The 21,352-nt window shown below is 72.6% G+C and carries 20 protein-coding genes; 5 read left to right on the top strand and 15 right to left on the bottom strand.

The window, feature by feature from the left end:
• The first annotated feature begins 177 nt into the window (after nucleotides 1–177).
• Genes ACYQ8L_RS02380 through ACYQ8L_RS02370 form a run of 3 tightly spaced genes read left to right on the top strand, consistent with a single transcriptional unit; the run spans nucleotide 178 to nucleotide 1,312 of the window.
• Entirely contained in the window at nucleotides 178–423 is a 246-nt protein-coding gene (locus ACYQ8L_RS02380; RefSeq protein ID WP_459940161.1) for a type II toxin-antitoxin system CcdA family antitoxin, read from the top strand.
• Nucleotides 423–737 (top strand): CcdB family protein, encoded by a 315-nt coding sequence (locus ACYQ8L_RS02375; protein WP_459940173.1) that lies wholly within the window; start codon nucleotides 423–425, stop codon nucleotides 735–737. Before ACYQ8L_RS02380 ends, ACYQ8L_RS02375 begins: the two co-directional genes overlap by 1 nt.
• A 53-nt stretch (nucleotides 738–790) precedes the next feature.
• Entirely contained in the window at nucleotides 791–1,312 is a 522-nt protein-coding gene (locus ACYQ8L_RS02370) for a YIP1 family protein (protein ID WP_459940160.1), read from the top strand.
• Here the strand turns inward: ACYQ8L_RS02370 and ACYQ8L_RS02365 are convergent.
• The 15 genes from ACYQ8L_RS02365 to ACYQ8L_RS02295 all read right to left on the bottom strand — a co-directional run bounded on the left by ACYQ8L_RS02365 (nucleotide 1,280) and on the right by ACYQ8L_RS02295 (nucleotide 18,554).
• Nucleotides 1,280–1,435, bottom strand: coding sequence for a hypothetical protein (locus ACYQ8L_RS02365; RefSeq protein ID WP_459940159.1), 156 nt, complete (start codon nucleotides 1,433–1,435; stop codon nucleotides 1,280–1,282). The two genes, ACYQ8L_RS02370 and ACYQ8L_RS02365, sit on opposite strands and share 33 nt — an antisense overlap.
• A 40-nt stretch (nucleotides 1,436–1,475) precedes the next feature.
• On the bottom strand, nucleotides 1,476–1,697 hold the full coding sequence (locus ACYQ8L_RS02360; RefSeq protein ID WP_459940158.1) for a hypothetical protein: 222 nt from the start codon (nucleotides 1,695–1,697) through the stop codon (nucleotides 1,476–1,478).
• Nucleotides 1,698–1,731: 34 nt separating this feature from the next.
• Nucleotides 1,732–3,096, bottom strand: coding sequence for a PFL family protein (locus ACYQ8L_RS02355; protein WP_459940157.1), 1,365 nt, complete (start codon nucleotides 3,094–3,096; stop codon nucleotides 1,732–1,734).
• A 218-nt stretch (nucleotides 3,097–3,314) separates the two neighbouring features.
• Entirely contained in the window at nucleotides 3,315–3,593 is a 279-nt protein-coding gene (locus ACYQ8L_RS02350; RefSeq protein WP_459940156.1) for an ACT domain-containing protein, read from the bottom strand.
• 129 nt (nucleotides 3,594–3,722) lie between these two features.
• Entirely contained in the window at nucleotides 3,723–4,463 is a 741-nt protein-coding gene (gene cobJ, locus ACYQ8L_RS02345) for a precorrin-3B C(17)-methyltransferase (RefSeq protein ID WP_459940155.1), read from the bottom strand.
• Between the two features lie 4 nt (nucleotides 4,464–4,467).
• A complete protein-coding gene (locus ACYQ8L_RS02340) occupies nucleotides 4,468–5,505 on the bottom strand; it encodes a membrane-associated sensor domain-containing protein (RefSeq protein WP_459940154.1) in 1,038 nt (345 codons plus the stop codon).
• 21 nt (nucleotides 5,506–5,526) lie between these two features.
• On the bottom strand, nucleotides 5,527–6,627 hold the full coding sequence (locus ACYQ8L_RS02335; protein ID WP_459940153.1) for a cobalt-precorrin 5A hydrolase: 1,101 nt from the start codon (nucleotides 6,625–6,627) through the stop codon (nucleotides 5,527–5,529).
• A gap of 32 nt (nucleotides 6,628–6,659) precedes the next feature.
• Nucleotides 6,660–7,529 carry a precorrin-4 C(11)-methyltransferase gene (gene cobM / locus ACYQ8L_RS02330; RefSeq protein ID WP_459940152.1) on the bottom strand — a complete coding sequence of 290 codons (870 nt, stop codon included), beginning with the start codon at nucleotides 7,527–7,529 and terminating at the stop codon, nucleotides 6,660–6,662.
• Nucleotides 7,530–7,826: 297 nt separating this feature from the next.
• Nucleotides 7,827–9,023, bottom strand: a complete 1,197-nt coding sequence (gene cbiE, locus ACYQ8L_RS02325) for a precorrin-6y C5,15-methyltransferase (decarboxylating) subunit CbiE (RefSeq protein WP_459940151.1) — start codon at nucleotides 9,021–9,023, stop codon at nucleotides 7,827–7,829.
• Nucleotides 9,020–10,177 (bottom strand): cobalt-precorrin-5B (C(1))-methyltransferase CbiD, encoded by a 1,158-nt coding sequence (gene cbiD / locus ACYQ8L_RS02320; protein WP_459940150.1) that lies wholly within the window; start codon nucleotides 10,175–10,177, stop codon nucleotides 9,020–9,022. The genes cbiE and cbiD overlap by 4 nt, the downstream gene beginning before the upstream one ends.
• Nucleotides 10,174–11,214, bottom strand: a complete 1,041-nt coding sequence (locus ACYQ8L_RS02315) for a precorrin-8X methylmutase (RefSeq protein WP_459940149.1) — start codon at nucleotides 11,212–11,214, stop codon at nucleotides 10,174–10,176. The genes cbiD and ACYQ8L_RS02315 overlap by 4 nt, the downstream gene beginning before the upstream one ends.
• A gap of 726 nt (nucleotides 11,215–11,940) precedes the next feature.
• The gene (locus ACYQ8L_RS02310; RefSeq protein WP_459940148.1) at nucleotides 11,941–15,090 is read right to left on the bottom strand and encodes an ATP-binding protein; all 3,150 of its coding nucleotides are present in this window, start codon (nucleotides 15,088–15,090) and stop codon (nucleotides 11,941–11,943) included.
• The gene (locus ACYQ8L_RS02305; protein WP_459940147.1) at nucleotides 15,087–15,275 is read right to left on the bottom strand and encodes a hypothetical protein; all 189 of its coding nucleotides are present in this window, start codon (nucleotides 15,273–15,275) and stop codon (nucleotides 15,087–15,089) included. Before ACYQ8L_RS02305 ends, ACYQ8L_RS02310 begins: the two co-directional genes overlap by 4 nt.
• A 205-nt stretch (nucleotides 15,276–15,480) precedes the next feature.
• On the bottom strand, nucleotides 15,481–18,180 hold the full coding sequence (locus tag ACYQ8L_RS02300; protein ID WP_459940146.1) for a 3'-5' exonuclease: 2,700 nt from the start codon (nucleotides 18,178–18,180) through the stop codon (nucleotides 15,481–15,483).
• Nucleotides 18,177–18,554, bottom strand: coding sequence for a response regulator transcription factor (locus ACYQ8L_RS02295; protein WP_459940145.1), 378 nt, complete (start codon nucleotides 18,552–18,554; stop codon nucleotides 18,177–18,179). Before ACYQ8L_RS02295 ends, ACYQ8L_RS02300 begins: the two co-directional genes overlap by 4 nt.
• Nucleotides 18,555–18,723: 169 nt before the next feature.
• On the opposite strand from ACYQ8L_RS02295, the gene ACYQ8L_RS02290 reads away from it, so the two are divergent.
• Together ACYQ8L_RS02290 and ACYQ8L_RS02285 are read left to right on the top strand one after the other, a co-directional pair.
• On the top strand, nucleotides 18,724–19,335 hold the full coding sequence (locus ACYQ8L_RS02290) for a hypothetical protein (protein ID WP_459940144.1): 612 nt from the start codon (nucleotides 18,724–18,726) through the stop codon (nucleotides 19,333–19,335).
• The gene (locus tag ACYQ8L_RS02285) at nucleotides 19,332–21,233 is read left to right on the top strand and encodes a putative nucleotidyltransferase substrate binding domain-containing protein (protein WP_459940143.1); all 1,902 of its coding nucleotides are present in this window, start codon (nucleotides 19,332–19,334) and stop codon (nucleotides 21,231–21,233) included. Before ACYQ8L_RS02290 ends, ACYQ8L_RS02285 begins: the two co-directional genes overlap by 4 nt.
• The last annotated feature ends 119 nt before the right edge of the window (nucleotides 21,234–21,352 follow it).

The raw sequence follows: 21,352 nt of genomic DNA, 5'->3' as shown, positions 1-21,352 counted from the left end.
CTCCGCCCCGGGGCGGGAACCCGCGGGCATCTACGGGACGGGCGGGACAGCCCCGCCCCTTGGCCCCCCGTGTACCACCGACTGCGGGAAGGGCTCAAGATCCAGGGGACCTTGACCCCTGGGCCGGGTGGGCGCAATGTATGCGCATCACGATGCGCATTACTCGGAGGCGTCCCCATGATTCCCCTGTTCGAGCCCTCCGCGCCCAAGAAGGCGACGAACGTCACCGTGAACCAGGACCTCCTCCGGAGGGCCAGGGAGGAAGGCATCAACCTTTCCCGGGCCCTGGAGGAGAAGCTCGCCGAGATCCTCGCGGAACGGTACCAGGAGCGCTGGCGCGAGGAGAACCGCGAGGCGATCGAGGCGTACAACCGGAGGGTGAGCGCCCGGGGGGTGTTCAGCGACGGGTGGCGCCGGTTCTGATGGCCCAGTTCGACATCTACCGCAACCCGGACGAGGCCACCCGGGGGGAGATCCCGTTTCTCCTGGACATTCAGAGCGACCTGCTGGATCCCCTGGCCACCCGGGTGGTCGTGCCCCTGGTGGCCGCCGAGGCCATGCCCAAACCGGCCCGGCACCTCAACCCCGTGTTCGAGGTGGAGGGAAGGCGGGTGGTGATGTCCACGGCCGAACTCGCGGGGGTGCTCCGGTCCCGACTCGGGGAGCGGGTGGGCAGCCTTGCCCATCACCGGGAGGAGATCCTGCGGGCGGTCGATTTCCTGCTGTCGGGGGTGTGACCGGGCGCGGAAGCGGGTGGCGCCGGGGACTCGTGCAAGGGAGGAGAACCGCGATGGCAAATTCGTTCGTGAACCGCGTGGTGCGGGCGGCCCGGCTCGACCCGCAACTCTACGAGGAGGTGGAGGCCGACCGGTCGGCCCTGGGGCAGGCCGTGGGGGTGGTGGTGCTTTCGAGCCTCGCCGCCGGGATCGGAGGGTATCAGGGCCGTCTCGGCGTGTTCGGAGGCACCGTGGTCGCCCTGGTGGGCTGGTACGTGTGGGCGTACCTGGCCTATTGGGTGGGCACCCGCCTCTTCCCGGAGTCGGAAACCCGGGCCGACCACGGGGAACTCCTGCGCACCGTGGGGTTCGCGGCGGCGCCGGGCATCGTGCGGGGGGTCGGGGTGATCGACCCCCTCCAGTGGATCGCCCACCTCGTCGCCGGGGTGTGGACCATCGCGGCCATGGTGGTGGCCGTGCGCCAGGCCCTGGACTACAAGAGCACCGCCCGGGCGGCCGGGGTTTGCCTGGTGGCCTGGGTGGTGCAGGGGTTCGCGGTGGCCCTACTCCTCTGGCTTTTCGGCGGCGCCCCCTGAGGCCCGGGGCCCCCGGCCCGCCAGGGCGGCGAGCCAGAGGAACACCCCGCCCAGCAACCCGGCCACCAGAGGCGGGATGGCCAGATCCTCCCAGGCCGCCGGCCGCACGTCGTCGCCCGCCACCCGGACCGGCACCTCGGCCCCCGGGGCGTGGGCCGGGTCGTTAGCAGTACCCCCGGAGCTTCCCCCTGCGTTCGGCCCCCTCCGGGCCCGGGAACGCAAGGGCGATCTCCCCGGTGCGAAGCCCCACCTTCTGCCGGCCCTCCACCGTGGCCGTGACGGCCTCGGACCGGGCCACGAACCGGCCCGCCTCCACCCCGAACCACAGGCAGGCGGCGAACGCCACCCCGGCGAGCGCGTAGAGGGCCCAGCGCAGGGGGCTCATGGGACGGATCCTCCGGGGGCCACGGCCCGCGCCTTCAGTTCCGGAACGCCTGGACCGGGGCCGGGATCCGGCCGCCCCGCCGCACGAACCCCGCGCACGGGGTGGGGTTCACCGGCATGACCGGGGCCTCGCCCAGAAGCCCCCCGAACCGCACCCGGTCGCCCGCCTTCTTCCCCGGGGCCGGGATGATCCGCACCGCCGTGGTCTTTCCGTTGGCGACCCCGATCGCCATCTCGTCGGCCAGGATCGCGGCCAGGGTTTCGGCCGGGGTGTCGCCGGGCACCGCGACCATGTCGAGGCCCACCGAGCATACCGCCGTCATGGCCTCGAGCTTCTCCAGGGTGAGCACGCCCTCCTCGGCCGCCTGGATCATGCCGGCGTCCTCGCTCACCGGGATGAACGCCCCCGAAAGGCCCCCCACCGACGACGAGGCGAACATGCCGCCCTTTTTCACGGCGTCGTTGAGCATCATGACGGCCGCGGTGGATCCCGGGGCCCCGGCCCGGCCGAGCCCCATCACCTCGAGGATCCGGGCCACGCTGTCGCCCTCGGCCGGGGTGGGGGCGAGGGAAAGATCCAGGATCCCGAACCGGGCCCCGAGCCGCCGGGCCACCTCGCGGCCCACGAGTTCCCCCATGCGGGTGATCTTGAACGCGGTCTTCTTGATCGTCTCGGCCACCTCCCCGAGGTCGGCCCCGGGGTCCAGCCCCTCCAGGGCCCGGCGCACGGCCCCGGGGCCGCTCACCCCCACGAGCACCGTGGCCTCGGGCTCCCCGGGCCCCAGGAACGCGCCGGCCATGAAGGGGTTGTCCTCCACGGGGTTTGCGAACACCACGAGCTTGGCGCACCCGATCCCGTCCCGGTCGGCCGTTCGTTCGGCCGTCTCCCGGATGACCCGGCCCATCTCGAGGCAGGCGTCCATGTTGATGCCCGTGCGGGTGCTCGCCACCACCACCGAGGAGCACAGCCGCTCGGTGTCCGCGAGCACCCGGGGGATCGCCCCGATCAGGGCCCGGTCCACCTCGGTGGCCCCCTTCTGGACCAGGGCCGAGAACCCGCCCACGAAGTTCACGCCCACGTCGGCCCCGGCCTCGTCCACCGCCCGGGCCACCTCGGCGAACGCCTCGGGCTCGGTGCGGGGCACGACCAAGGCAAGGGGGGTGAGGCTCACCCGGGTGTTCACGATGGGCACGCCGAACTCGGCCTCGATCTCCGAGGCCACCTCCCGGAGGCGGCCGGCCCGGGCGCGGATCTTCTCGGCCACCTTGCGGCCGCAAGCCCCGGGGTCGGGGTCGGCGCAGTCCCACAGGGAGATGCCGAGGGTCACCGTGCGCACGTCCAGCCGGTCCTCGGCGATCATGCCGACGGTTTCCAGGATCTCTTCACTCGAGAAGCGCATGCTCGGTCCTTTGGAGGTTGGAAAGCTGGGAAGCTAGGAAGCTGGGAGGCCGAAAACCCATTGATTCCGGCGCATGGGGCGCGCCGGACGTGCGGCCCCCGGCGCGGCGACTCTGCCGGCTTTGCGCCGCCCGCTGGGCCTGGATCGGCCCGTGGCCGCCGGCCACGGGCTGCACCACACCCTGTCCTCTGGATTCCGTCCTCTGGCCCCCGGCTCCCCTAGACCCGGTGCATGTAGCGAAAGACCTCGGCGTCCTGGACCATGACCTTGAGGCCCATGCCCTCGAGGGCCTTTTCGAGGGCCGCCGTGAGCTCCGGCAGCTTCAGGGGGCTTCGCGCCATGTCGGCGAGCATCGTCATGGCGAAGATGTCGCCGCCCAGGATCTTCTGGTTGATGTCCTCAATGTTCACCACGGCATCGGCCAGGACGGTGGCCACCTTGGCCACGATGCCCACCTGGTCCTTGCCGATCACGGTCACCACGATCTTTCGGGCCATCGGGGGTTCTCCGGAAAAGGGGCTGGAAGGCTCTTTCGGTTGGGACGTTGGGACGCTCGGACGCTCGGACGTGAAAATCTTTGGCGTTTCCATCGTGACCGCCCATCCTCGCCTGGGAGCATGGGATCACTATCCTTCGTCGAGCTCGTACCCCCGGGGGGTGATGAGCCAGTCGCGCCAGCGGCGGGTCGAGCGGTTCCCCACGATCACCACGCTCATCATGTCCACCTCGCACCGCGGCACCTCGGCCAGGGTGGTGAGGGTCACCTCCTGGCCCGGCCGCAGGGCGTGGCGCACGATGCCGGCCGGGGTGTCGGCCGGCCGGTGGGCGGCGAGGATCTCGCAGGCCCGGTCCAGGTGGCGCACCCGCTTCCGGCTCCGGGGGTTGTAGAGCGCCACCACAAAGTCGGCCGCCGCGGCCGCCTCGAGGCGCCGTTCGATCGCCTCCCAGGGGGTCAGGAGGTCCGAGAGGCTCACCACGGCAAAGTCGGTCATGAGGGGGGCACCGAGAAGGCTCGCCGCGGCGCTCACCGCCGTGACCCCGGGCACGATCTCCACCGGCACGGTCCCTTCCGGGTCGAGCCGCTCCAGGAGTTCGAGCACGAGCCCGGCCATGGCGTACACGCCGGGATCGCCCGTGCAGACCACGGCCACCCGCCGGCCCGCCAGGGCCCGGTCCACCGCGGCCCGGCACCGTTCGGTCTCCCGGGTCATGCCGGTGGCCACCACCTCCTTGCCGGCCGCGAGGTCGCCTAGGAGCTCCACGTATCTCGTGTACCCCACGATCACTTCGGCCGACCCGATCGCCTCGAGCGACCGCAGGGTCATGTGGTCCCGCCCCCCGGGGCCGATGCCGACGACGAAAAGCACCTTTCTAGCCTCCCTGCCTGTGCTTACCCAGTTGCCCCGCGAACTCGGGGTAGAGCCGCTCCACGCAGTCGGGGCACAGGCCGTGGGTGAACTCCGCCCCCGTCCGCTCACGCACGTAGAGTTCCACCTCACGCCAGTATCCCTTGTCGTCGCGGATCTTCTTGCATCCCGAACAAATCGGAATGAGTCCCTCCAGCGTCCGAACCTGCTCCAACGCTTGTTGCAGCCTCGCCTTTTCCTCGCTCAGTTCCGCCTCCCGCCGCTTCAACTGGGCGAACAGGAGATCCACCGGTTCCTCGATGGCCGTCCGCACGAGCACCAGGTAGACGAGCCAGAACGACACGAACTTGAGGAGGTGCCCCACGAGGTTTGAAAGCCCGAACACCGAGACGTAGAAGGTGAACGCGAGTTCCGCGAACACCGTGGTGACCGTGGCAGCCACCAGCATCGCCAGGGAAGTCCGGTCGAAGAACCGGGCTCTCCGTAGAAGTCCCCAAGCCGCCAGGACCAGGGTGCCGCTGATGGCGTACTCCATGCCCTTCTTGAACGGCGTCAGGCCGCGTCCCTCCACGAAGCAGGCCGGGAACACCCCCGCGAAGATGGCGGCAAGGAGCGCGACCCCGAGTGCCCCGTAGGCCCATAGAGCCCTCCGAGCCGACACCGTCCTCGCCGCAAACACGGGTGCCAGCACCAGGGCGGAGGCCTCGGTGGCACGGGCGGCGATCCACAACTGGGTGGGGAGGTTCGCCGTCGCCCAGGGGAACACGCCCATACCCTTGTACGCCAAGGTATGGGCCAGGTCGATGGCCGAAACGGGAAGGTACGCCATCGCCAGCACCGCGAAGTACCCGTTCTGGAGCCGGTGCCTCGAATGCCACGCCACCAGGAACAGGCACGCCCCCACCACCACGCTGAACAGCTCGACCAGGGAATGGAAGAGGAGGTAGTTCCGCTGGCTGATCCATGTGAGTGCGGCAAACCCGATGGCACCCACGAACAGCGGGGCCAGCCACGGCCGGCCGCGATCCACGGTTTCCGCCACCCTGCGTGCCTTTCCCCGCGGCTATCCGCCGCGGGTCTCGAGGGACTCCCTCCGGCCCTCCGGCGCCCCGAGCGCCACGGCCAGCGTCCAGTTCGATCCCTTGCCCTTGGGCATGACGAGCCGGCCCCCCGGGGCGGCCGCCAGGGCCGCGGCCTCGGCCACGCTGGGGGTGCCCACGGCCTCCCGGACCCGCTCCGACGGGGTGGGCACCGCCACGGCCGCCAGGGCATCGGCCGGAAAAATCCGGAGATCGGCGCCGAGGGCCCCGGCGAGCCGGTGGAGGGCCGGCTCGTCGGCCTTGGCGTCCACCGTGGCCACCGCGGCTACGCTCCCCTCGCTCCACCCCGCCTTGGCCAGGGCTTCGCGCACGCCTTCGGTGACGGCTTCGGGGTCGGCGGCCCGGCGGCACCCGACACCAAGCACGAGGCACCGGGGCCGAAGCCACAACGCGGCCGGGACATCCGGCCGGAGCCGGGGCGTCACGGCCAGGAGGCACCCCCCGAACCGGCGGGCCTCGGCCTCGTCCTCGGTGGCGAGATCCAGGTGCTCGGCGAGCCCCTCGAGAAGGCCCAGCCCCCCGGCCTCCGGGTCGGCCCAGGCCCCGATGGGCTCCTTGTTGGCCAGCGCCGCGTTCGCGGCCACCAGGCCCTCCCGGGGCTCCCAGGCGTACCCCCGGTCCCGGGCCCACACCTCCACTGCGGGCCTTCCCAGGGCGTCGGTGGCCGTGGTGACGACCGGGGTGCCCCCGAGCGCCTCGGCCGCCCGGCGGGCCAGATCGTTCCCGCCGCCCAGGTGGCCCGAGAGGATCGGCACCGCGAACCGCCCCTTCGGGTCGAACACCACCACGGCCGGATCCCGGGCCTTGTCCCGCAGGAGCGGGGCGACGGCCCGCACGGCGATCCCGGCCGCCATGACGAGGAAAAACCCCTGGGCCCCTCCCCACAAGCGGGCCAGGAGGTCGGCCACGGGCTCCCGGAGGGGTTCGTCGCCCGGTTGGGCGAACCGCTCGGGCACCCAGGCCCGGCACCCGGGGAACGCCGCGGCGAGCCTCCGGGCCGTCCGCGCCCCGGCCCGGGTGAGGGCCACGGCGTGAAGGGAGTCCGCGTGAGCCCGTGTGGGCATTCCGGGTCCTTTGCTCGGAGGATGATGCCCTGTCAGGGGTCCTCTCCTCCTGTCCTCTGTCCTCTGTCTTCTGGTCCCTGACACCGGTAGCCGTGCCGAAACCCCGGATCGTAGAGCTTCGACCGGGGGAACCCGTCCCAGCCCTGGAGCCGGGGCCGCAGGGCCTCACCCACCAGGATCATGGCCTGGCGCCGGAACCCGGCCTCCCGCACCTTCTCCGCGATGTCCGAGAGCGTGCCGGTGACCCAGGCCTCGTCGGGCCAGGAGGCCCGGTGGACCACGGCCGCCGGGGTGTCGGGGGACCGGCCGCCCCGAAGACAGGCGGCCACCACCTCCTCGATCCGGTCGACCGACAGGAACACGCACAGGGTGGCGCCGGTGGCCGCGAGGCGGTCGAGGGACTCGGCCTCGGGCACCGGGGTGCGGCCGCCGAGCCGGGTGAACACCACGGTCTGGCTCACCCCGGGCAGGGTGAGCTGGGTGGCGAGCGCCGCGGCCGAGGCGAAAGCCGAACTCACCCCGGGGATCACCCGGCACGGGACCCCGGCGGCCTCGAGGGGCGCCATCTGCTCCTGGATGGCCCCGTAGAGGGAGGGATCCCCCGTGTGGAGCCGCACCACCCGCCGGCCGGCCCGGGCCGCCTCGAGGCAGACACGGGTCGTCTCCTCGAGGTTCATGCCGGCCGTGTCGTGGATCTCCGCTTCGGGCCGGGCCCACGAGAGGATCTCGGGGTTCACGAGGCTTCCGGCGTAGAGGATCACGTCGGCCGCCTCCACCGCCTCCCGGCCCGCCACGGTGAGGAGCGTGGGGTCCCCGGGCCCGGCCCCCACGAACACCACCTCCCCCGGCCGCACGGCGGAAACGCTTCGGTCGTCGGTCGTCGGTCGTCGGTCGTCGGTCATCGGTCATCGGTCGTCGGTCATCGGTCGTCGGTCCGGGGCCTTCGGCCCGCTTGAAAGCTGGAAAGCCAGAAAGCTGGAAGGCTAAAGACATCCTCCCAGCACCTTCGGTCGCCGGTCGTCGGTTTTTGGTGTTCGGTTCGCTCGCCGCGGCCAGGGGGTTGGACAAGCGCACACCACGAATCGCCCCTACACTCCAAGCAGAAGATCCGTGTCGATCTGTGCCCATCTGTGGCCAAAAGGGTTTCGCTCCCAGCCTCCCAGCCTTCTAGCCTTCTAGCCTTCTAGCTTTCTAGCCTTCTATCCTCCCAGCCTTACCAAAAACACCGGGTTCTCGGGCGCCAGGCGGTGCCGGCCGGCCACGGGGCGGGAACGGCTGGCCCGCACCTCGGTGACCTCGGGCTCGAGGCCCTGCCCCCTCGCCCAGCCCAGGACCTCGCCCAGGGTCTCGAGGAGCACGGCCGCCACCACCACCGCGCCCCCGGGCCGGAGCCGGGCCCAGGCCGCATCGAGCACCTCCCGGAGGTGCCCCCCGCTGCCGCCCACGAACACCCGGTCGGGGTCGGGCAGATCCCGGAGGGCCTCCGGCGCCTCCCCGGCCACGGGGGTGAGATTCGCCACCCGAAACGCCCGGCGGTTCGCTCGAATGTGCCCGACGCCCTCCGCCGTCTTCTCCACCGCGAAGACCCGAAGCCCGGGCCGCAGGAGGCACGCCTCCACCGCCACCGACCCGGACCCCGCGCCCACGTCCCAGAGCACGCCCTCGGCCGGAAGCCCCAGGAGGCCCAGGGCCACGGCCCGCACCTCCCGCTTCGTGATGAGACCCCGGTCGTGGGCGAACGCCCCGTCGGGGAGCCCCGGTCCCAGGGGCCGGGGGTCCGGCCCCTCGCGGAGGAGGAGCACCACGTTCAGATCCGAGCCGGTCCAGTCCCGGAACCCGGCGACCGGCCCCCGGCGGACCCGCTCGGAGTCGAGCCCCAGGTCCTCGGCCACCACCATCTCGTAGTCGTCCCAGCCGGCGGCCTCCAGGAACCCGGCGATCCGGGCCGGGGAGTTCCCGGCGTCGGTGAACACCCCGATCCGCCGGGCGCCCAGCACGGGGGCCAGGTTCTCCAGGGGCCGGCCGTGGAGGCTCACGAACCGGGCGTCGCTCCAGGGCTCCCGGGCCCGCGCGAAGGCGAGCTGCATCGAGGACACGGCCGGGACGATCTCGACCTCCTCGGCCGGCACCCGCCGGAGCACCAGGGCCGCCACCCCGAAGAACCCGGGATCCCCCGAGGCCAGGATCGCCGCGCGCTTCCCCGGCTCGGCCGCGACCCGGGCCGCCACGTCGGAGACCCGGTGGTCCTCGAAGGGGAGGAGTTCCCCGCCGAACCCGGGCACCAGGGCCAGGTGCCGCCGGACCCCGGCCAGGAGGTCGGCTCCCCGGACCCGCTCGGCGAGATCCGCGGGAAGCGCCCGGGCCCCGGGCTCCACCCCGGCCACCAGCACCCTCATCCCAGGGCCTCCCGGGCCAGCACGGCCTTGTCGTACCCGAAGAGCACCGCCTCCACCGGCACCCGGCCCCCCGCCCGCTCGGCGGCCCGGGCGGCGACCCGCCGGCAGAGTTCCCGGAACACCCCCCGGTCGCCCCCGGTCAAAAGCCCCTCGAACACCTCCCGGGCCGTGTTGGCCGAGCGGGCGGCCTCCACCCGCTCGGGGGGAAAGCCGGCCTCGGCCAGGAGGTCGGCCACGAGTTCCTTGTCGAGCCGGGAGTCCTTGACGTGGGTGGCGAAGTGACCCGCGGCCACCTTGCAGAACTTGGCGAACTGGCCGGCCAGCACGATGGAGAGCCCCCGCCGGGCCGCGGCGTCGAGGGCGTAGCCCACGTGGTCGCCCATGAGCACGAAGGCCTCCTCGGGAAGCTCCGGGAAGAGGGCCTGGGCCGCGGCCTCGCTGGAGCGGCCGTGGGAGAGCACCACCCGCCCCAGGCCAGCGGCCCGGGCCACGTCGAGGCCGGCGTCGATCGTGGCCCGCCAGGCGTCGTGGCTCATGGGCACCACGATCCCGGTGGTCCCCAGGATCGAAAGCCCGCCCAGGATCCCGAGCCGGGCGTTCAACGTCTTCCGGGCCACCTCGGCGCCCCGGGGCACCGAGATCACCACCGTGAGCCCCACCGGGCCCGAACCCCCGGCCTCGGCCAGGGCGTCGCGCACCGCGGCCTCGATCATGCGCCGGGGGACCGGGTTGATGGCCGGCTCCCCCACCGGAAGCGCCAAGCCCGGCTTGGTGATCCGGCCCACCCCCTCGCCCCCCTCGATCCGGATCGCCGTTTCGGCGGGGCCGGGCGCCCGGGAGTTCTCGACGTCGCTGTGGTCGTGGCGCCGGCCCCCGGGGGGCACCGGATCCGGGGCCACCGAGGCCCGGATCTCCAGGCCGTCGGTCACGTCGGGGTCGTCCCCGGCGTCCTTCACCACCCCGCAGGCCGCCCACCCGTCCCCGCCCGCCGGGTTCACCAGGGCGAACCGCACCGGCCGGGCCTCGGGCCGGCCCCAGGGGAGGTCGAGGGTGACCTCGTCCGCGGCCCGGCCGAACAGCCGGAGCGCGGCCCCCTTGGCCGCGGCCGCGGCGCAGGCCCCCGTGGTGAACCCCGAGCGGAGCTTCCGGCTCACGCCGGGGCCCCCTCCAGGGCCGTTTTCATCAGGGCGTTCACGCAGGCCGCGGCCACGTTGCTGCCGCCCTTGTTGCCCCGCACCGCGATCCAGGGCAGATCCGTGCGGGCCATGAGGGCCTCCTTGGACTCGGCCGCCCCCACGAACCCCACCACCACCCCGATCACGAGCCGGGGCCGGGCCCGGCCCTCGTCCGCGAGTTCCAGGAGCCGGAAGAGCGCCGTGGGGGCGTTCCCGAAGGCGAACACGGCGTCCGGGCAGGCGGCCACGGCCCGCTCGGCGGCCGCGATCGAGCGGGTGACGCCCCGCTCCCGGGCCTCCTCGGGCACGCCCGGGGCGTTCAGGAAGCAGTGGACCTCGGAGCCGAGTTTCGCCGCCCGGGCCTTGCTCACCCCGGCCCGGGCCATCTCCACGTCGGTGACCACCGGCGCGCCGGCCCGAAACGCCTCCACCCCGGCCTCCACCGCGCCCGGGCTCCAGGCGAGGAGGTCCGCGAACCCGGGATCTCCGGTGGCGTGGATGACCCGCTGCACCAGGGCCTTCTCGGCCGGGGAGAACCGGGAGAGGTCCGCCAGACCCTCGATGATCTCGAAGCTGCGGGCCTCGATCTCGTGGGGGGCGACGTCGTAGCCCCAACGCTTCATGGTTCGATCTCCTTTCGAGGGGCCGGCCGCGAGGGCCGCCCGGGCGAGTTCGGCGGCGGCGGCCCAGACCTCGTCGGCCTCCCCCAGGGGAGCGGTCAGGACCACCTCGAGCCCCGGGTGGGCCGCGGCGGCCTCCCGCAGGGCGGCGGGGATGTCCTCGCGCACGTGGTTTCCCGGTGCCAGGAAGAGCGGCACCACCGCGACCCGCCGGGCCCCGGTTGCGGCAAGCCGCCCCAGCGCCTCGGCGATCCCGGGCTCTGCCAGTTGCAGGAACGCCACCTCCACCGCCACCCCGGGCCACCGCGCCCGGAGGGCCTCGACCCGGTCCCGGACGAACCGGTTGGCCTCGGTGGATCGGCTCCCGTGGGCGAAGAACAGGACGGCGTCGGGCACGGGGGGCTCCGTTCGCGAACGATTCCAAAGGAATCGCTGATGCTCACACACCGGCCGCAGAGGGTCAAGAAGCCTCGGGACCTGCCGTAGGCCGAGCGGGGCGCGTCCTCTTCGCAAACCACTGCCGCGGGGTAGGCGCCGGTGCTCGCGTTGGCGGGTGGGGGAAGGGACCTCCGTGTCAGAAATCGAACATCACGGGACAGAGGCCGGTGCAGCTCAGCGCCACGGAATCCTGTCGGCCGAATTCCGATTTCTGTTTTCCGGTACGGCCGCACCCGGCTCTCCGGGAGGCCCCTTGCCCCCCAACGCGGGCGACGGGTCCGTGCCAGTTGGAAGCTCCCGTAAGCCGCGCGGGGCGTGGCCTGTTTGCAAAAACAATAACTTCCGCCTCGGCCACGCGGTGAGCCGCGGCCGTCTGGACCACAGGACCGACGACCGCGAGACCGGCGACCGTGGACCGAAGTTACTTGGAAACTTCCCAGCGCCCCTTTGGGGCCCTGCTACGCAGGACAGTAACGCGCGAGTCAGGGGCCCGGTGTGGGAGCGCCTTCCGTGCCAGGAATCAGTGGACAGACAAAAGAGGATACGGGGGTCCCCGACCTCTGACGTCTGAATTCTGGCCCCCGATACGGCAGCCGCTCCCACAGGTTGGCCGACGCGATGACGCCGGAATCCCGAAGGTTCTCAGCCGCCTAGCTGCCGAACAGCCCGGCCGCCTCGCGGAAGTCACTTGGAGGCAAACGGGATCGTGAACGAGAACGTGGCCCCGGCGCCGGCGCGGCTCTCGGCCCAGATGCGGCCGCCCAGCCGCTGGACGATCTCCCGGGAGATGGCGAGCCCCAGGCCCGTGCCCAGGGGGTGGCTCTTCTGGGGGTCGCGGATCTGGGAGTAGCGCTCGAACACCTCGCCCAGGCGGTCCTCCGGGATGCCCTCGCCCTCGTCGGCTACGCTGACCACGGCCTCGCCCTCCCCCGCCACGGCGCCGACCCAGATCGTGCCCCCCGGCGGGGAGAACTTGACCGCGTTGGACAGGAGGTTCGCGAGCACTTGCTGGAGCCGGTCGGGATCGGCGGCCACCGGCGGCAGGAGCTCCTCCACCGAGACCTCGATCCGCACCCCCTTCTCGTCGCACAGGGGCTTGGCCACATCGGCCGCCTTCTGGATGGCCTCGCCCAGATCCACCGGCTCGATGCGGAACTCCACCCGGCCGGCCTCGATCTTGGAGAGGTCCAGGAGTTCGTTGATCATCCGGGTGAGCCGCTCGGCCTCCTGCTGGATGATCTCCAGGAACTGGCGGCGCCTGTCCGGGTCGTCCACCCCGTATTTCAGGAGGATCTCGCTGAAGGACCGGATCGAGGTGAGGGGGGTGCGAAGCTCGTGGCTCACGGTGGAGAGGAACTCGCTCTTCAGGCGGTCGAGCTCCCGCAGCCGGGCGTTCGCCTCCTCGAGCTCGGCCGTGCGCTGGCGCACCTTCTCCTCCATGGCCTGGCTGTAAGCCTGCACCTCCTCGTAGAGCCGGGCGTTGGCCACGGCCATGGCGAGCTGGTTCGCCAAGGCGCAAAAGAGGCTCACGAACTCCTCGGTGAAGTGCATGGGCCCCCGGGTGCCGTAGGCTGTGAGCACCCCGATGGGCTTGCCCTCGTGGATCATGGGGGCGTGGATGAGCGCCGTGACCGGCACGTCCTGGGTCAGTTGGCCGAAAAAGATCGGCTTGTCCACGTTGCGGGTGTCCTCGAGGACCACCGGCTCTCCCCGCAGAAAGCAGGTGCCGAAGTAGCTCTCCTCGGAGGGGGGCACGGCCGACAGGGCCACGTAGTCGGGGTTGAGGCCGACGTGGGCCCGGATCCGGAGTTTGCCGTCCTCGTCCAGGAGCCGCACGGCCAGGTACTCGAACCCGAACTCCCGGTGGATCAGATTGAGCACCCCGTCCAGCACGGCGTTGATGTCGAGGGTGCGCGACATGAGCCCCGCCGCCTCGTGGAGCACCAGGAGCTCCCGGAGCTGGCGCTCCAGGGCCTCGCGGCTCTGGGCCAGGGTGCGCGACACCCGCCCGAACACGTCGAGGATCTCGACGGCCTGGTCCCGGGGCCAGGCCAGGAAGCTCTGGAGGATCATGCGGGCGGACGGGGTGCCCAGCGCGCTCGCGAGGCACCGCTCGGCCGCCTCCACCAGGGCCTGGGGCCCGGACCGGGCCGGAATGCTCTCCATGACCTCTCGGGCCTTCGCGGGCCCCACGAACCGGGTGAGGAGCCCCTCCACGTCCTCGCGGCTCACCCACCCCATCGGCACCGCGGGAGGCGTGGCCGGCCGGCGGGCCCCCACCAGGAGGCTCACCGTGAGGAATCCACCGAGGTTGAACACGGTGCTCCACACCAAAGCGTGGGACCAGGGGTCGAGGCCCTCCAGCCCGAACAGGGCGTGGGGCCGAAGGGCCGCGATGCCCCAGGGCCCCCGCTCTAGAATGGCCGGATCCACCCAGCCCGACCCCACGAAGGTGGGCAGCAAGAGGGTGTAGGTCCACACCCCGAACCCCAGGGTGAGGCCCGTCAGCGCCCCGGCTCGGGTGCGGCCCTTCCAGACGAACCCCAGAAATACGGCCGGGGCGAACTGGGTCACCGCCGAGAACGACAGGAGCCCGATGTTCACCAGGGTCTGGGATTCCCCGATCCATCGGTAGAACCCGTACCCCAGGAGCACCACCCCGAAGATGAACGCCCGCTTGGCGAGAAGCAGTTGGCGCGAGAGATCCCGGGGCGTCTCCCCTCCCATGGACGGGGCGAGTTTTCCGAGGATCGCGATGCCCGGGTGGTGGAGGATCATGGTGGCCAGGGCCACCGAGGAGACGATAACCATGCTCGCGGCGGCGGAAAACCCCCCGAGGAACGCGAGCGCCGCAAGCCCGGTGTGGCCCCGGCTCAGGGGAAGGGTGAGCAGGAACGTGTCCGGAGGGCCCGGCGCGTGGACCAGGAGCCCCACCAGGGCCACGGGCAGCACGAACAGGTTCATGAGCAGCAGGTACGTGGGGAAGATCCAGGAGGCTTGCCGGAGGTGGTTTTCGCGCACGTTCTCCACCACCAGCATGTGGAACTGCCGGGGCAGGAGCACGATGGCGGCCATGGACAACACCCCGAGGGTCACCCACTCGGGCAGGGTGGTCTTGGGCCCCAGCACCAGGATGTCCCGGAACTCCGGGTGGGCCAGGGTCTCGGAGAAGATCCTCCCGAACCCGCCCCCGATGCCCCAGGTGATGTAGGCTCCCAGGACGAGAAACGCCCCGAGCTTCACGGCGCTCTCGAACGCCACGGCCGCCACCATGCCCTCGTGGCGCTCGCTCACCACCAGGGTGCGGGCGCCAAAGAGCACGGCGAACATGGCGAGCCCGAGGGCGGCCCAGAAGGCCGCATCCTGGAGCACGCCTCCTCCCGTCAGGCGGCCGGTCAGCAGATCGAAGGTGTGGGCCACGGCCTTGAGCTGGAGCCCGATGTACGGGGTGACCCCCGCCACCAGGATGAACGTGGCCAAGGCGCCCAGGGCCGACCCCTTGCCGTAGAGCTCCTCCAGGAGGTCCGGCAGCGTGGTGATGCCCCGGGTCCGACAGTAGGCGACCATCTTCCGCAGGGCCAGGGGCGCGAGGAAAAAGACCAGGGTCGGCCCCAGGTAGATCGGCAGGAACCCCATCCCCTTGGACGCGGCCCGGCCGATGCTCCCGTAGAAGGTCCACTCGGTGCAGTAGACGGCCAGCGACAGGCTGTAGACGAGGGGGTGGTCCACGGGGCTTCGGCCCCGCTCCCGGGCCCGGTCGGCCGCGTAGGCCAAGGCGAAGAGCCCGAGCACGTACCCCAGGCCCACGAGGGCCACCCAAAACGCGCGGGTCATCGCCGGGTGCGCAGGAGCAGCGGGGCCAGGGCGAGGAGCACCGCCCAGGCGAGAAAGAGGTACAGGGGAAGGAGCGGCACCCCGGCCACGGCCACGGGCCGGTTAAAGAGGGCGAGCAGGGGCGAGAAAAACAGGATCACCCCCAGCACGAACAGGGCGGAGAGTCGACGGGCACCAGAATCCATGAGGGGCCGTTTGTCGTGAGTCGTGGGTCGTAAATCGTAAATCGTGAATCGTAAATCGTGGGTCGTGGGTCGGGGGCCTTCGGCCCGCTGGGCGGCTAGGCGGCTGGGCGGCCGCCCGGCGCCTTCCCGGCTTCGCCGCCGCCTGGCCTTCTAGCCTTCCAGCCTCCTGGCCTCCCAGCCTTCCAGCCTTCTAGCGTTCCAGCCTCTAAAACCTCGACGACTGCCAGCGCAGGAGCAGCATGCGGTCGCAGAAGGCCTTGGCCTCGCCCAGGGTGCGCACCCCCCGGGACTCCAGGAGGGGGATCAGCTTCAAAAAGATCTCCGCCGTGGCCCGGGCGTCCCCGAGGGAGGTGTGGCGCCCCTCGATCGCCACCCCGAGCCGCTGGGCGATGGCGTCCAGGTTATGGCCCTCGAGGTCCTTGTGGACCCCGTAGGAGAGGAACAGGGTGTCCAGGATCGGGTTCTCCAGGAGCGGCAGGCCCGCCTCCCGGGCCCCGAGGTCGAGGAATTTCTTGTCGAACGCCGCGTTGTGGGCCACGAGCACCGCCTTGCCCACGAACTCGTAGAACCGGGGGAGCACCTCGGCAAACGACGGGGCATCGGCCACGTCGGCGTCCGAGAGCCCGTGGAACGCCGTGGAGGTCTCGGGGATGGGCCGCCCCGGGTTCACCAGGGTATGGAACTGGCTCCCGGCCACCAGTTTCCCCGCCCGGATCCGCACGGCGCTCAGGCTCACCACCCGGTCGCCTTTGGAGGGATCGAGCCCGGTGGTCTCGGTGTCGAACACCACGACCTCCAGGTCCCGGAGCGGGGTGGCCAAAAGCTCCGGCCCCTCGAGGGCGGGCCGGGGCAGGAAGAGGTCGAAGTCGTAGAACTCCGGCTGGTCGTCGAGGATGCCGGGCCGCGCCTCCTCCTCGGCCCTGCGGGAGGCCCGTTCGAGCCCGAAACAGACCTCCTGCGCGCCGCCCTCCCCGGTGCGGATCCAGAGCTCCCCCCGGTTCCGGCGCACGGCATCCCCGAGCCGCACCGTGGGCTCGCCCCGGGCCCGGACCTCGACCCCCTCCAAGGCCTCCGGGGTGAGCGCCCCGTCGGCCGAGACCCGAAGCACCGTGAGCACGGCCTCGTCCGACACCTCGATCGAGGCATCGACCGGGCTCCACCCGGTGGTGCGCTCGCCCAGCCACCGCAGGGCCGCCGCCAACGATGCCACCCACAGGAACGGCTCCACCAACACCCGGGGCACCGGCTCCCGGGGGTCCTTCAGGTTCACATAGGCGCCGGGCACGAGCCCCACGGCCTCCCCGAGGAGCACCAGCGGGTCGGCCGGCACCATCTCCCACCGGGCCCCGGCCAGGAGGCCCGCGGCCTCCTCCGCCGCCCGGACCCGCTCCGCCATGCGCCGGATCTCCTCGGCCAGGCCGTCGAGGAACCGCCGTCGCTGCTCGGGCTTCATGTCGGGGTGCCGGCCCAGGGCCTCCAAAAGGGCCTGGGACGTGGCCACGGGGCCCTTGAGGAGCTCGGGCATCTGGAGGAGGGTTTCGTCGGCCCGGCGCTCCTCGGGATCGAGCGCCGCCTCCCGGAACACGAGGAGGAACCCCGAGAGCTCGCCCCCCGGCCCCGGCACCCCGCTCATCGTGCCCCGCAGGAGCCCCCCGTGCTCGAGGGGGAACACCACCTCCTCCTGGGCCTCCCGGCCCTCTTCCCACCGCCGGCGCACCCGGCGCACGTAGAACGCGGCCCGGTCCTCGGGCAGCAGCCGGCCCAGGGGGGCGCCGATCCCGGCGCCCGGGCCCCTCTCCAGGGCGGCCCGCGCCCGGGGGTTCATGAGCACCACCTCCCCGGCGGTGTTCGCGAGCACGACGCCCTCGCGCATGGCCCGCAGCACGGTGGCCAGCCGGTTTCGCTCCTCCTGGAGCGTGCGGGTGGTCTCGGCCACCCGGGCCTCGAGTTCCCGGTAGCTGCGGGAGAGCGACTCCGCCATCCGGTTGAAGGCATCGGCCACGTCCTCGAGTTCGTCGCCGGTGGCGACCTCGATCCGGTGGCCCAGGTTCACCCGGGAGACGATCTCCGCGCCGTCGCGGATCTTGAGGAGCGGCCGCACGAAGCCGTCCGCAAGGCGCCAGGCCAGGGCCACCACGGCCGCGGCCAAGACGCCCAGGAGCAGCACGAGCTGCCCCACCACCCGGTAGAACGGGGCCAGGAGTTCCGACAGGGGCTTCACGGCCACCACGATCCAGCCCCCATCCCCGCCGGCTCCCAGGCTCACCGGCGCGGCCCCGGCGGCGTACTCCTCGCCCCGGACCTCGAACCGCACCCAGCCCCTTCCCCGGAGATCCCGGGGCACGGGCACCTCGGGATCGCCGGCCAGCCGCTCCCCGTTCCCCCCCACGAGCACGGCGCGGCCCACGGTGCCCCGGAACCAGTCCACGACCCCGCGCACCCGGTCCAGGTTCGCCTCGACCCGCAGGGTTGCGGCCGCCCGGCCCTCGATGGTGGTCACCGGCACCCGGACGACCAGGCGGGCGCCCTCCACCCGGAGCCCTGGCGTGCCCAGGCCGGGGGGCTCCACCGCGATCGCCTCGACCTCGGGCATGAGGCGGCGCACCGTGGACTCCCATCCCGGCGGGAGGGTGCGTTCCCGCGCCACGTGGTCCCGGACCTCGGGCACCCCCGCAAGCCCGGCCGCGGCCTGGGCGAGCCACGCGATCCGGGAGCCCAGGAGGTCGGCGAGCATCGCGGCCTGCCCGGCCAGGGCCGAGGCCCGCACCTCCACCACGTCGTGGCGGGCCACGAAGAAGAGGATCGAGAGCGCCGCGGCGAACGGCACCACGGCCAGGCCGAGGAAGGCGGCGATCATCCGGCGGCGGATGCCGGAGCGCCGGGGGGGCGCGGAGGCGGGTGTCATCCGGCGAGGACCTTGCGGATCTTCTCGAGGAGTTCGTCGGTGGCGAACGGTTTGGTGACGTACACGTCGGCCCCCACCTCGAGGCCCTTCTTGCGCTCCAGGGGTTGGCCCTTGGCGGTCAGCATCACCACCCGGGTACCCGAAAGATCCTGGTTCCCCCGGAGCAGGCGGCAGACCTCGTAGCCGTCTTTCCGGGGCATGGCCACGTCGAGGAGCACGACGTCGGGCCTGACCTTCTCGGCCAACTCCAAGGCCTCGTCCCCGTCACGGGCCGTGTACACGTCGAACCCCTCCTGCTCGAGGATGTACTCGAGCGACAGGAGGATGTTGGGTTCGTCGTCCACCGCCAGGACCTTCACCTTCTTTTGCTCCATCGCCGGTCCTCCCGTGTTCCCCCAATCCCCAACGAAAAATCCCGCGAAGGGAAGATTCAAACCTTATCTCAAAATCCGGCGCGAGAAAAGCCCCGCCCCGCGGGACCGGCCGGGCCAAGGGGCCGCAAAATTGACTCCCCCGGGCAGGCCCCGTAGCATCCGTTCCCGTGTGCCGGACGGGACGCCGTCCGGCCCCCTCACCCGGGAGCAAGACGCCATCGAACCGAAGGAAACCTCACCGAACCCCAGGACGCGACTCCTTCGGCGGCTCTGGGCCTGGGCGCTCGTGGTGGCGCTGGGCACCGCGGCCGGCGTGGCCGTGGAGAGGCACCTGCGCGACTCGGCCCGCCGGGCGGCCGAGGACCTGGCCCGCGCCGTGGCCGCCCGGGTGAGCGAGGCCCGGACGGCCCATCGGGCCGGCCAGCCCGAGCAGGCGCGCCAGGGCCTGGAAGCCGCCCGGGCCGCCCTCGAGGCCGCCGACGGGGGGCGGGAAACCGCCCTCTACGCCACGGTGCTGGTGGAACTGGCCGCGGTGCGAGCGGCCCTGGGGGCCCCGCCCGGTGAGGCCCGGGAGCTGCTGGCGGCCGCGTGGGAGGTGCCGGGTCTTCCGCCGGCGCTGCGCCTTCGCATCGCCCAGGACGCGGCCGCCCTGGCCGCGGCCGAGGGGGACGCCGGCGGCGCCCGCGCCTGGGCCCGGCGGGCCCGGCAGATCGACCCGGACGCGCCGTGGGCCAACCGGATCCTCGGCACCCTCGACCTCGTCGCCCCGGAGACCCCTTGAGCGACCTCGACCTCCTCCTCGCCGCCGCCCCGGCGCTCGCTCGCCTGCCGCCGGAGGCCCGGGACGTCCTCTCCCGGGCCATCGAGCGCAGGCGCCTTCGGAGGGGCCAGTACCTGTTCCGCCAGGGGGGCGGGCCCCCGGAGGACGTGTACTACCTGGAGTCGGCCACGGTGGAGATCCGGGTGGGCCAGGGGGCCGAGGAGGTGGTGGTGAGCGTGTCGGGCCCCGGGGATCTGGTGGGCTGGCTCTCGGTCTTCACCCCCGACCCCTTCCCCGCCTCGGCCCGGGTGGCCGGGGAGGGCGAGGCCCTGGCCGTGCGGGCCGGGGTGCTCCGGGACCTCGCCGCCGCCCACCCCGAGGTGGGCTCGCTCCTCGCCGCCGCCATGGCCCGCCGCCTCCAGGACCTCTTCCGCCGGGTCCAGGAGGCGGGGCGGAAGCCCCTGCCCGGCCGCCCCGACGCCGCCGCGTTCCGCAAGCGGGTGGTGGAGGTGATGCGGGGGCCCCCGGCGCGGGTGGCGCCGGTGGACTCCGTGCGCGACGCGGCCCGGGCCATGGCGGCCCGGGGGACGGGTTCGGCCCTGGTCCAGGAGGCCGGGGTGCTCCGGGGCATCCTGACCGAGAAGGACCTGGTGACGAAGGTGCTCGCCCGGGGGCTCGATCCCGACACGACCCGGGCCGAGGCCGTCATGTCTTCGCCGGTCGAGACCGTGGCCCCGGACGCCTACGTCTACCGGGCCCTCGGGATCATGGGCCACCGCCGGATTCGCCACCTGCCGGTGGTGGAGGGCGGGCGGGCCGTGGGGGTCGTGTCGATGCGGGACCTCCTTCCGCTCCTGACCCGCGGGACCATCGAGCTCGTGGAGGGCATCGAGGCGGCCCGGTCCTTCGCCGAACTCGCCCGCGTGCGCCGGGAGGCGGCCCGGGTCTGCCTGGGGCTCGTGGACGAGGGCCTGCCCGGCGACGAGGTGGCGCGGGCCCTGACCCACCTCTTCCGCGACATCCACCGCCGGGCCCTCGAGATCGCGATGGGGGAACTCGAGGCCGAGGGCTGGGGCAGGCCCCCCGCCCCCTTCTGCTTCGTGGTCATGGGGAGCCACGGGCGCGAAGAGGCCCATCTCGCCACCGACCAGGACCACGGCATGATCCTGGCCGACTACCCGCCGGCGGCGTGGGGCCGGGTGGAGCCCTATTTCATGGAGCTCGGCGACCGGGTGTCGGCCGGGCTGGCCGAGGCCGGGTTTCCGGCCTGCCGGGGCCACGTGATGAGCCGAAACCCGGTGTGGCGAAAACCCCTGCGGGAGTGGCGCGACCAGGCCCGGGGCTGGTTCGCCCGGCCCGATTCCAACGCCGTGCGGTACTCCACGCTGGCCTACGATCTCCTGCCGATCTGGGGGGACGTGGGCCTGGCCCACGACCTGAGGGGGTTCCTGCTCGACGGGGTACGGCGAAACTTTCCGCTTTTGCGGAGCCTCTACGCCGAGGCCGCGCGCCACCGGGTGCCCCTGGGCTGGTTCCGGTCGTTCGCCACGGAGCGCCGGGGGCCCCACCGGGGCGAGATCGACCTCAAACGCTCGGGGCTCCTCTTCGTGGCCGAGTGCGCCCGGATCCTGGCGCTGCGCCACGGCGTGGCCGAGACCTCCACCATCGGCCGGCTCGGGGCCCTGGCGGCCCGGGGCGCGATGCCGGCCGAGGAGGCGGAGTTCGCCCAAACCGCGTACCGGACGCTGTTGTTCTTTTTGCTCCGGACCCAGGCGAGGGCCCTGGAGGCGGGCGAGGCGCCAGACACCTACCTGAACCCCGCGGCGCTCCCCCCCCAGGAGCGGTATCTGCTGCGCCACGCCCTCGAGGTGGCGGGCCGGCTCCAGGACCTGGTGCGGGCCGCCTTCGGGGAGATCTGACAACGGGTTGCGTTCGAACCCAGTGGCCCTCTCTGCCCAGAGGGGCCTGTCGGGGAACCGGGAGCAGTTCCCGAGCAACTTTGGCGAGGCGGCTGGGCTGCTCGGCAGCTAGGCGGCTG

The sequence above is a fragment of the Deferrisoma palaeochoriense genome (assembly GCF_054656955.1).
The sequence above is the reverse complement of the archived record's forward strand: the minus strand, read 5'-3'. Positions and strand labels throughout refer to the sequence as shown.

What these genes read in the sequence shown, in the direction of transcription:
- ACYQ8L_RS02380 (WP_459940161.1), top strand. Translation starts at nt 178, where the DNA reads ATGATTCCCCTGTTCGAGCCCTCCGCGCCCAAGAAGGCGACGAACGTC.
- ACYQ8L_RS02375 (WP_459940173.1), top strand. Translation starts at nt 423, where the DNA reads ATGGCCCAGTTCGACATCTACCGCAACCCGGACGAGGCCACCCGGGGG.
- ACYQ8L_RS02370 (WP_459940160.1), top strand. Translation starts at nt 791, where the DNA reads ATGGCAAATTCGTTCGTGAACCGCGTGGTGCGGGCGGCCCGGCTCGAC.
- ACYQ8L_RS02360 (WP_459940158.1), bottom strand. Translation starts at nt 1,697, where the DNA reads ATGAGCCCCCTGCGCTGGGCCCTCTACGCGCTCGCCGGGGTGGCGTTC.
- ACYQ8L_RS02355 (WP_459940157.1), bottom strand. Translation starts at nt 3,096, where the DNA reads ATGCGCTTCTCGAGTGAAGAGATCCTGGAAACCGTCGGCATGATCGCC.
- ACYQ8L_RS02350 (WP_459940156.1), bottom strand. Translation starts at nt 3,593, where the DNA reads ATGGCCCGAAAGATCGTGGTGACCGTGATCGGCAAGGACCAGGTGGGC.
- ACYQ8L_RS02335 (WP_459940153.1), bottom strand. Translation starts at nt 6,627, where the DNA reads ATGCCCACACGGGCTCACGCGGACTCCCTTCACGCCGTGGCCCTCACC.
- cobM (WP_459940152.1), bottom strand. Translation starts at nt 7,529, where the DNA reads ATGACCGACGACCGACGACCGACGACCGACGACCGAAGCGTTTCCGCC.
- cbiE (WP_459940151.1), bottom strand. Translation starts at nt 9,023, where the DNA reads ATGAGGGTGCTGGTGGCCGGGGTGGAGCCCGGGGCCCGGGCGCTTCCC.
- ACYQ8L_RS02310 (WP_459940148.1), bottom strand. Translation starts at nt 15,090, where the DNA reads ATGACCCGCGCGTTTTGGGTGGCCCTCGTGGGCCTGGGGTACGTGCTC.
- ACYQ8L_RS02305 (WP_459940147.1), bottom strand. Translation starts at nt 15,275, where the DNA reads ATGGATTCTGGTGCCCGTCGACTCTCCGCCCTGTTCGTGCTGGGGGTG.
- ACYQ8L_RS02300 (WP_459940146.1), bottom strand. Translation starts at nt 18,180, where the DNA reads ATGACACCCGCCTCCGCGCCCCCCCGGCGCTCCGGCATCCGCCGCCGG.
- ACYQ8L_RS02295 (WP_459940145.1), bottom strand. Translation starts at nt 18,554, where the DNA reads ATGGAGCAAAAGAAGGTGAAGGTCCTGGCGGTGGACGACGAACCCAAC.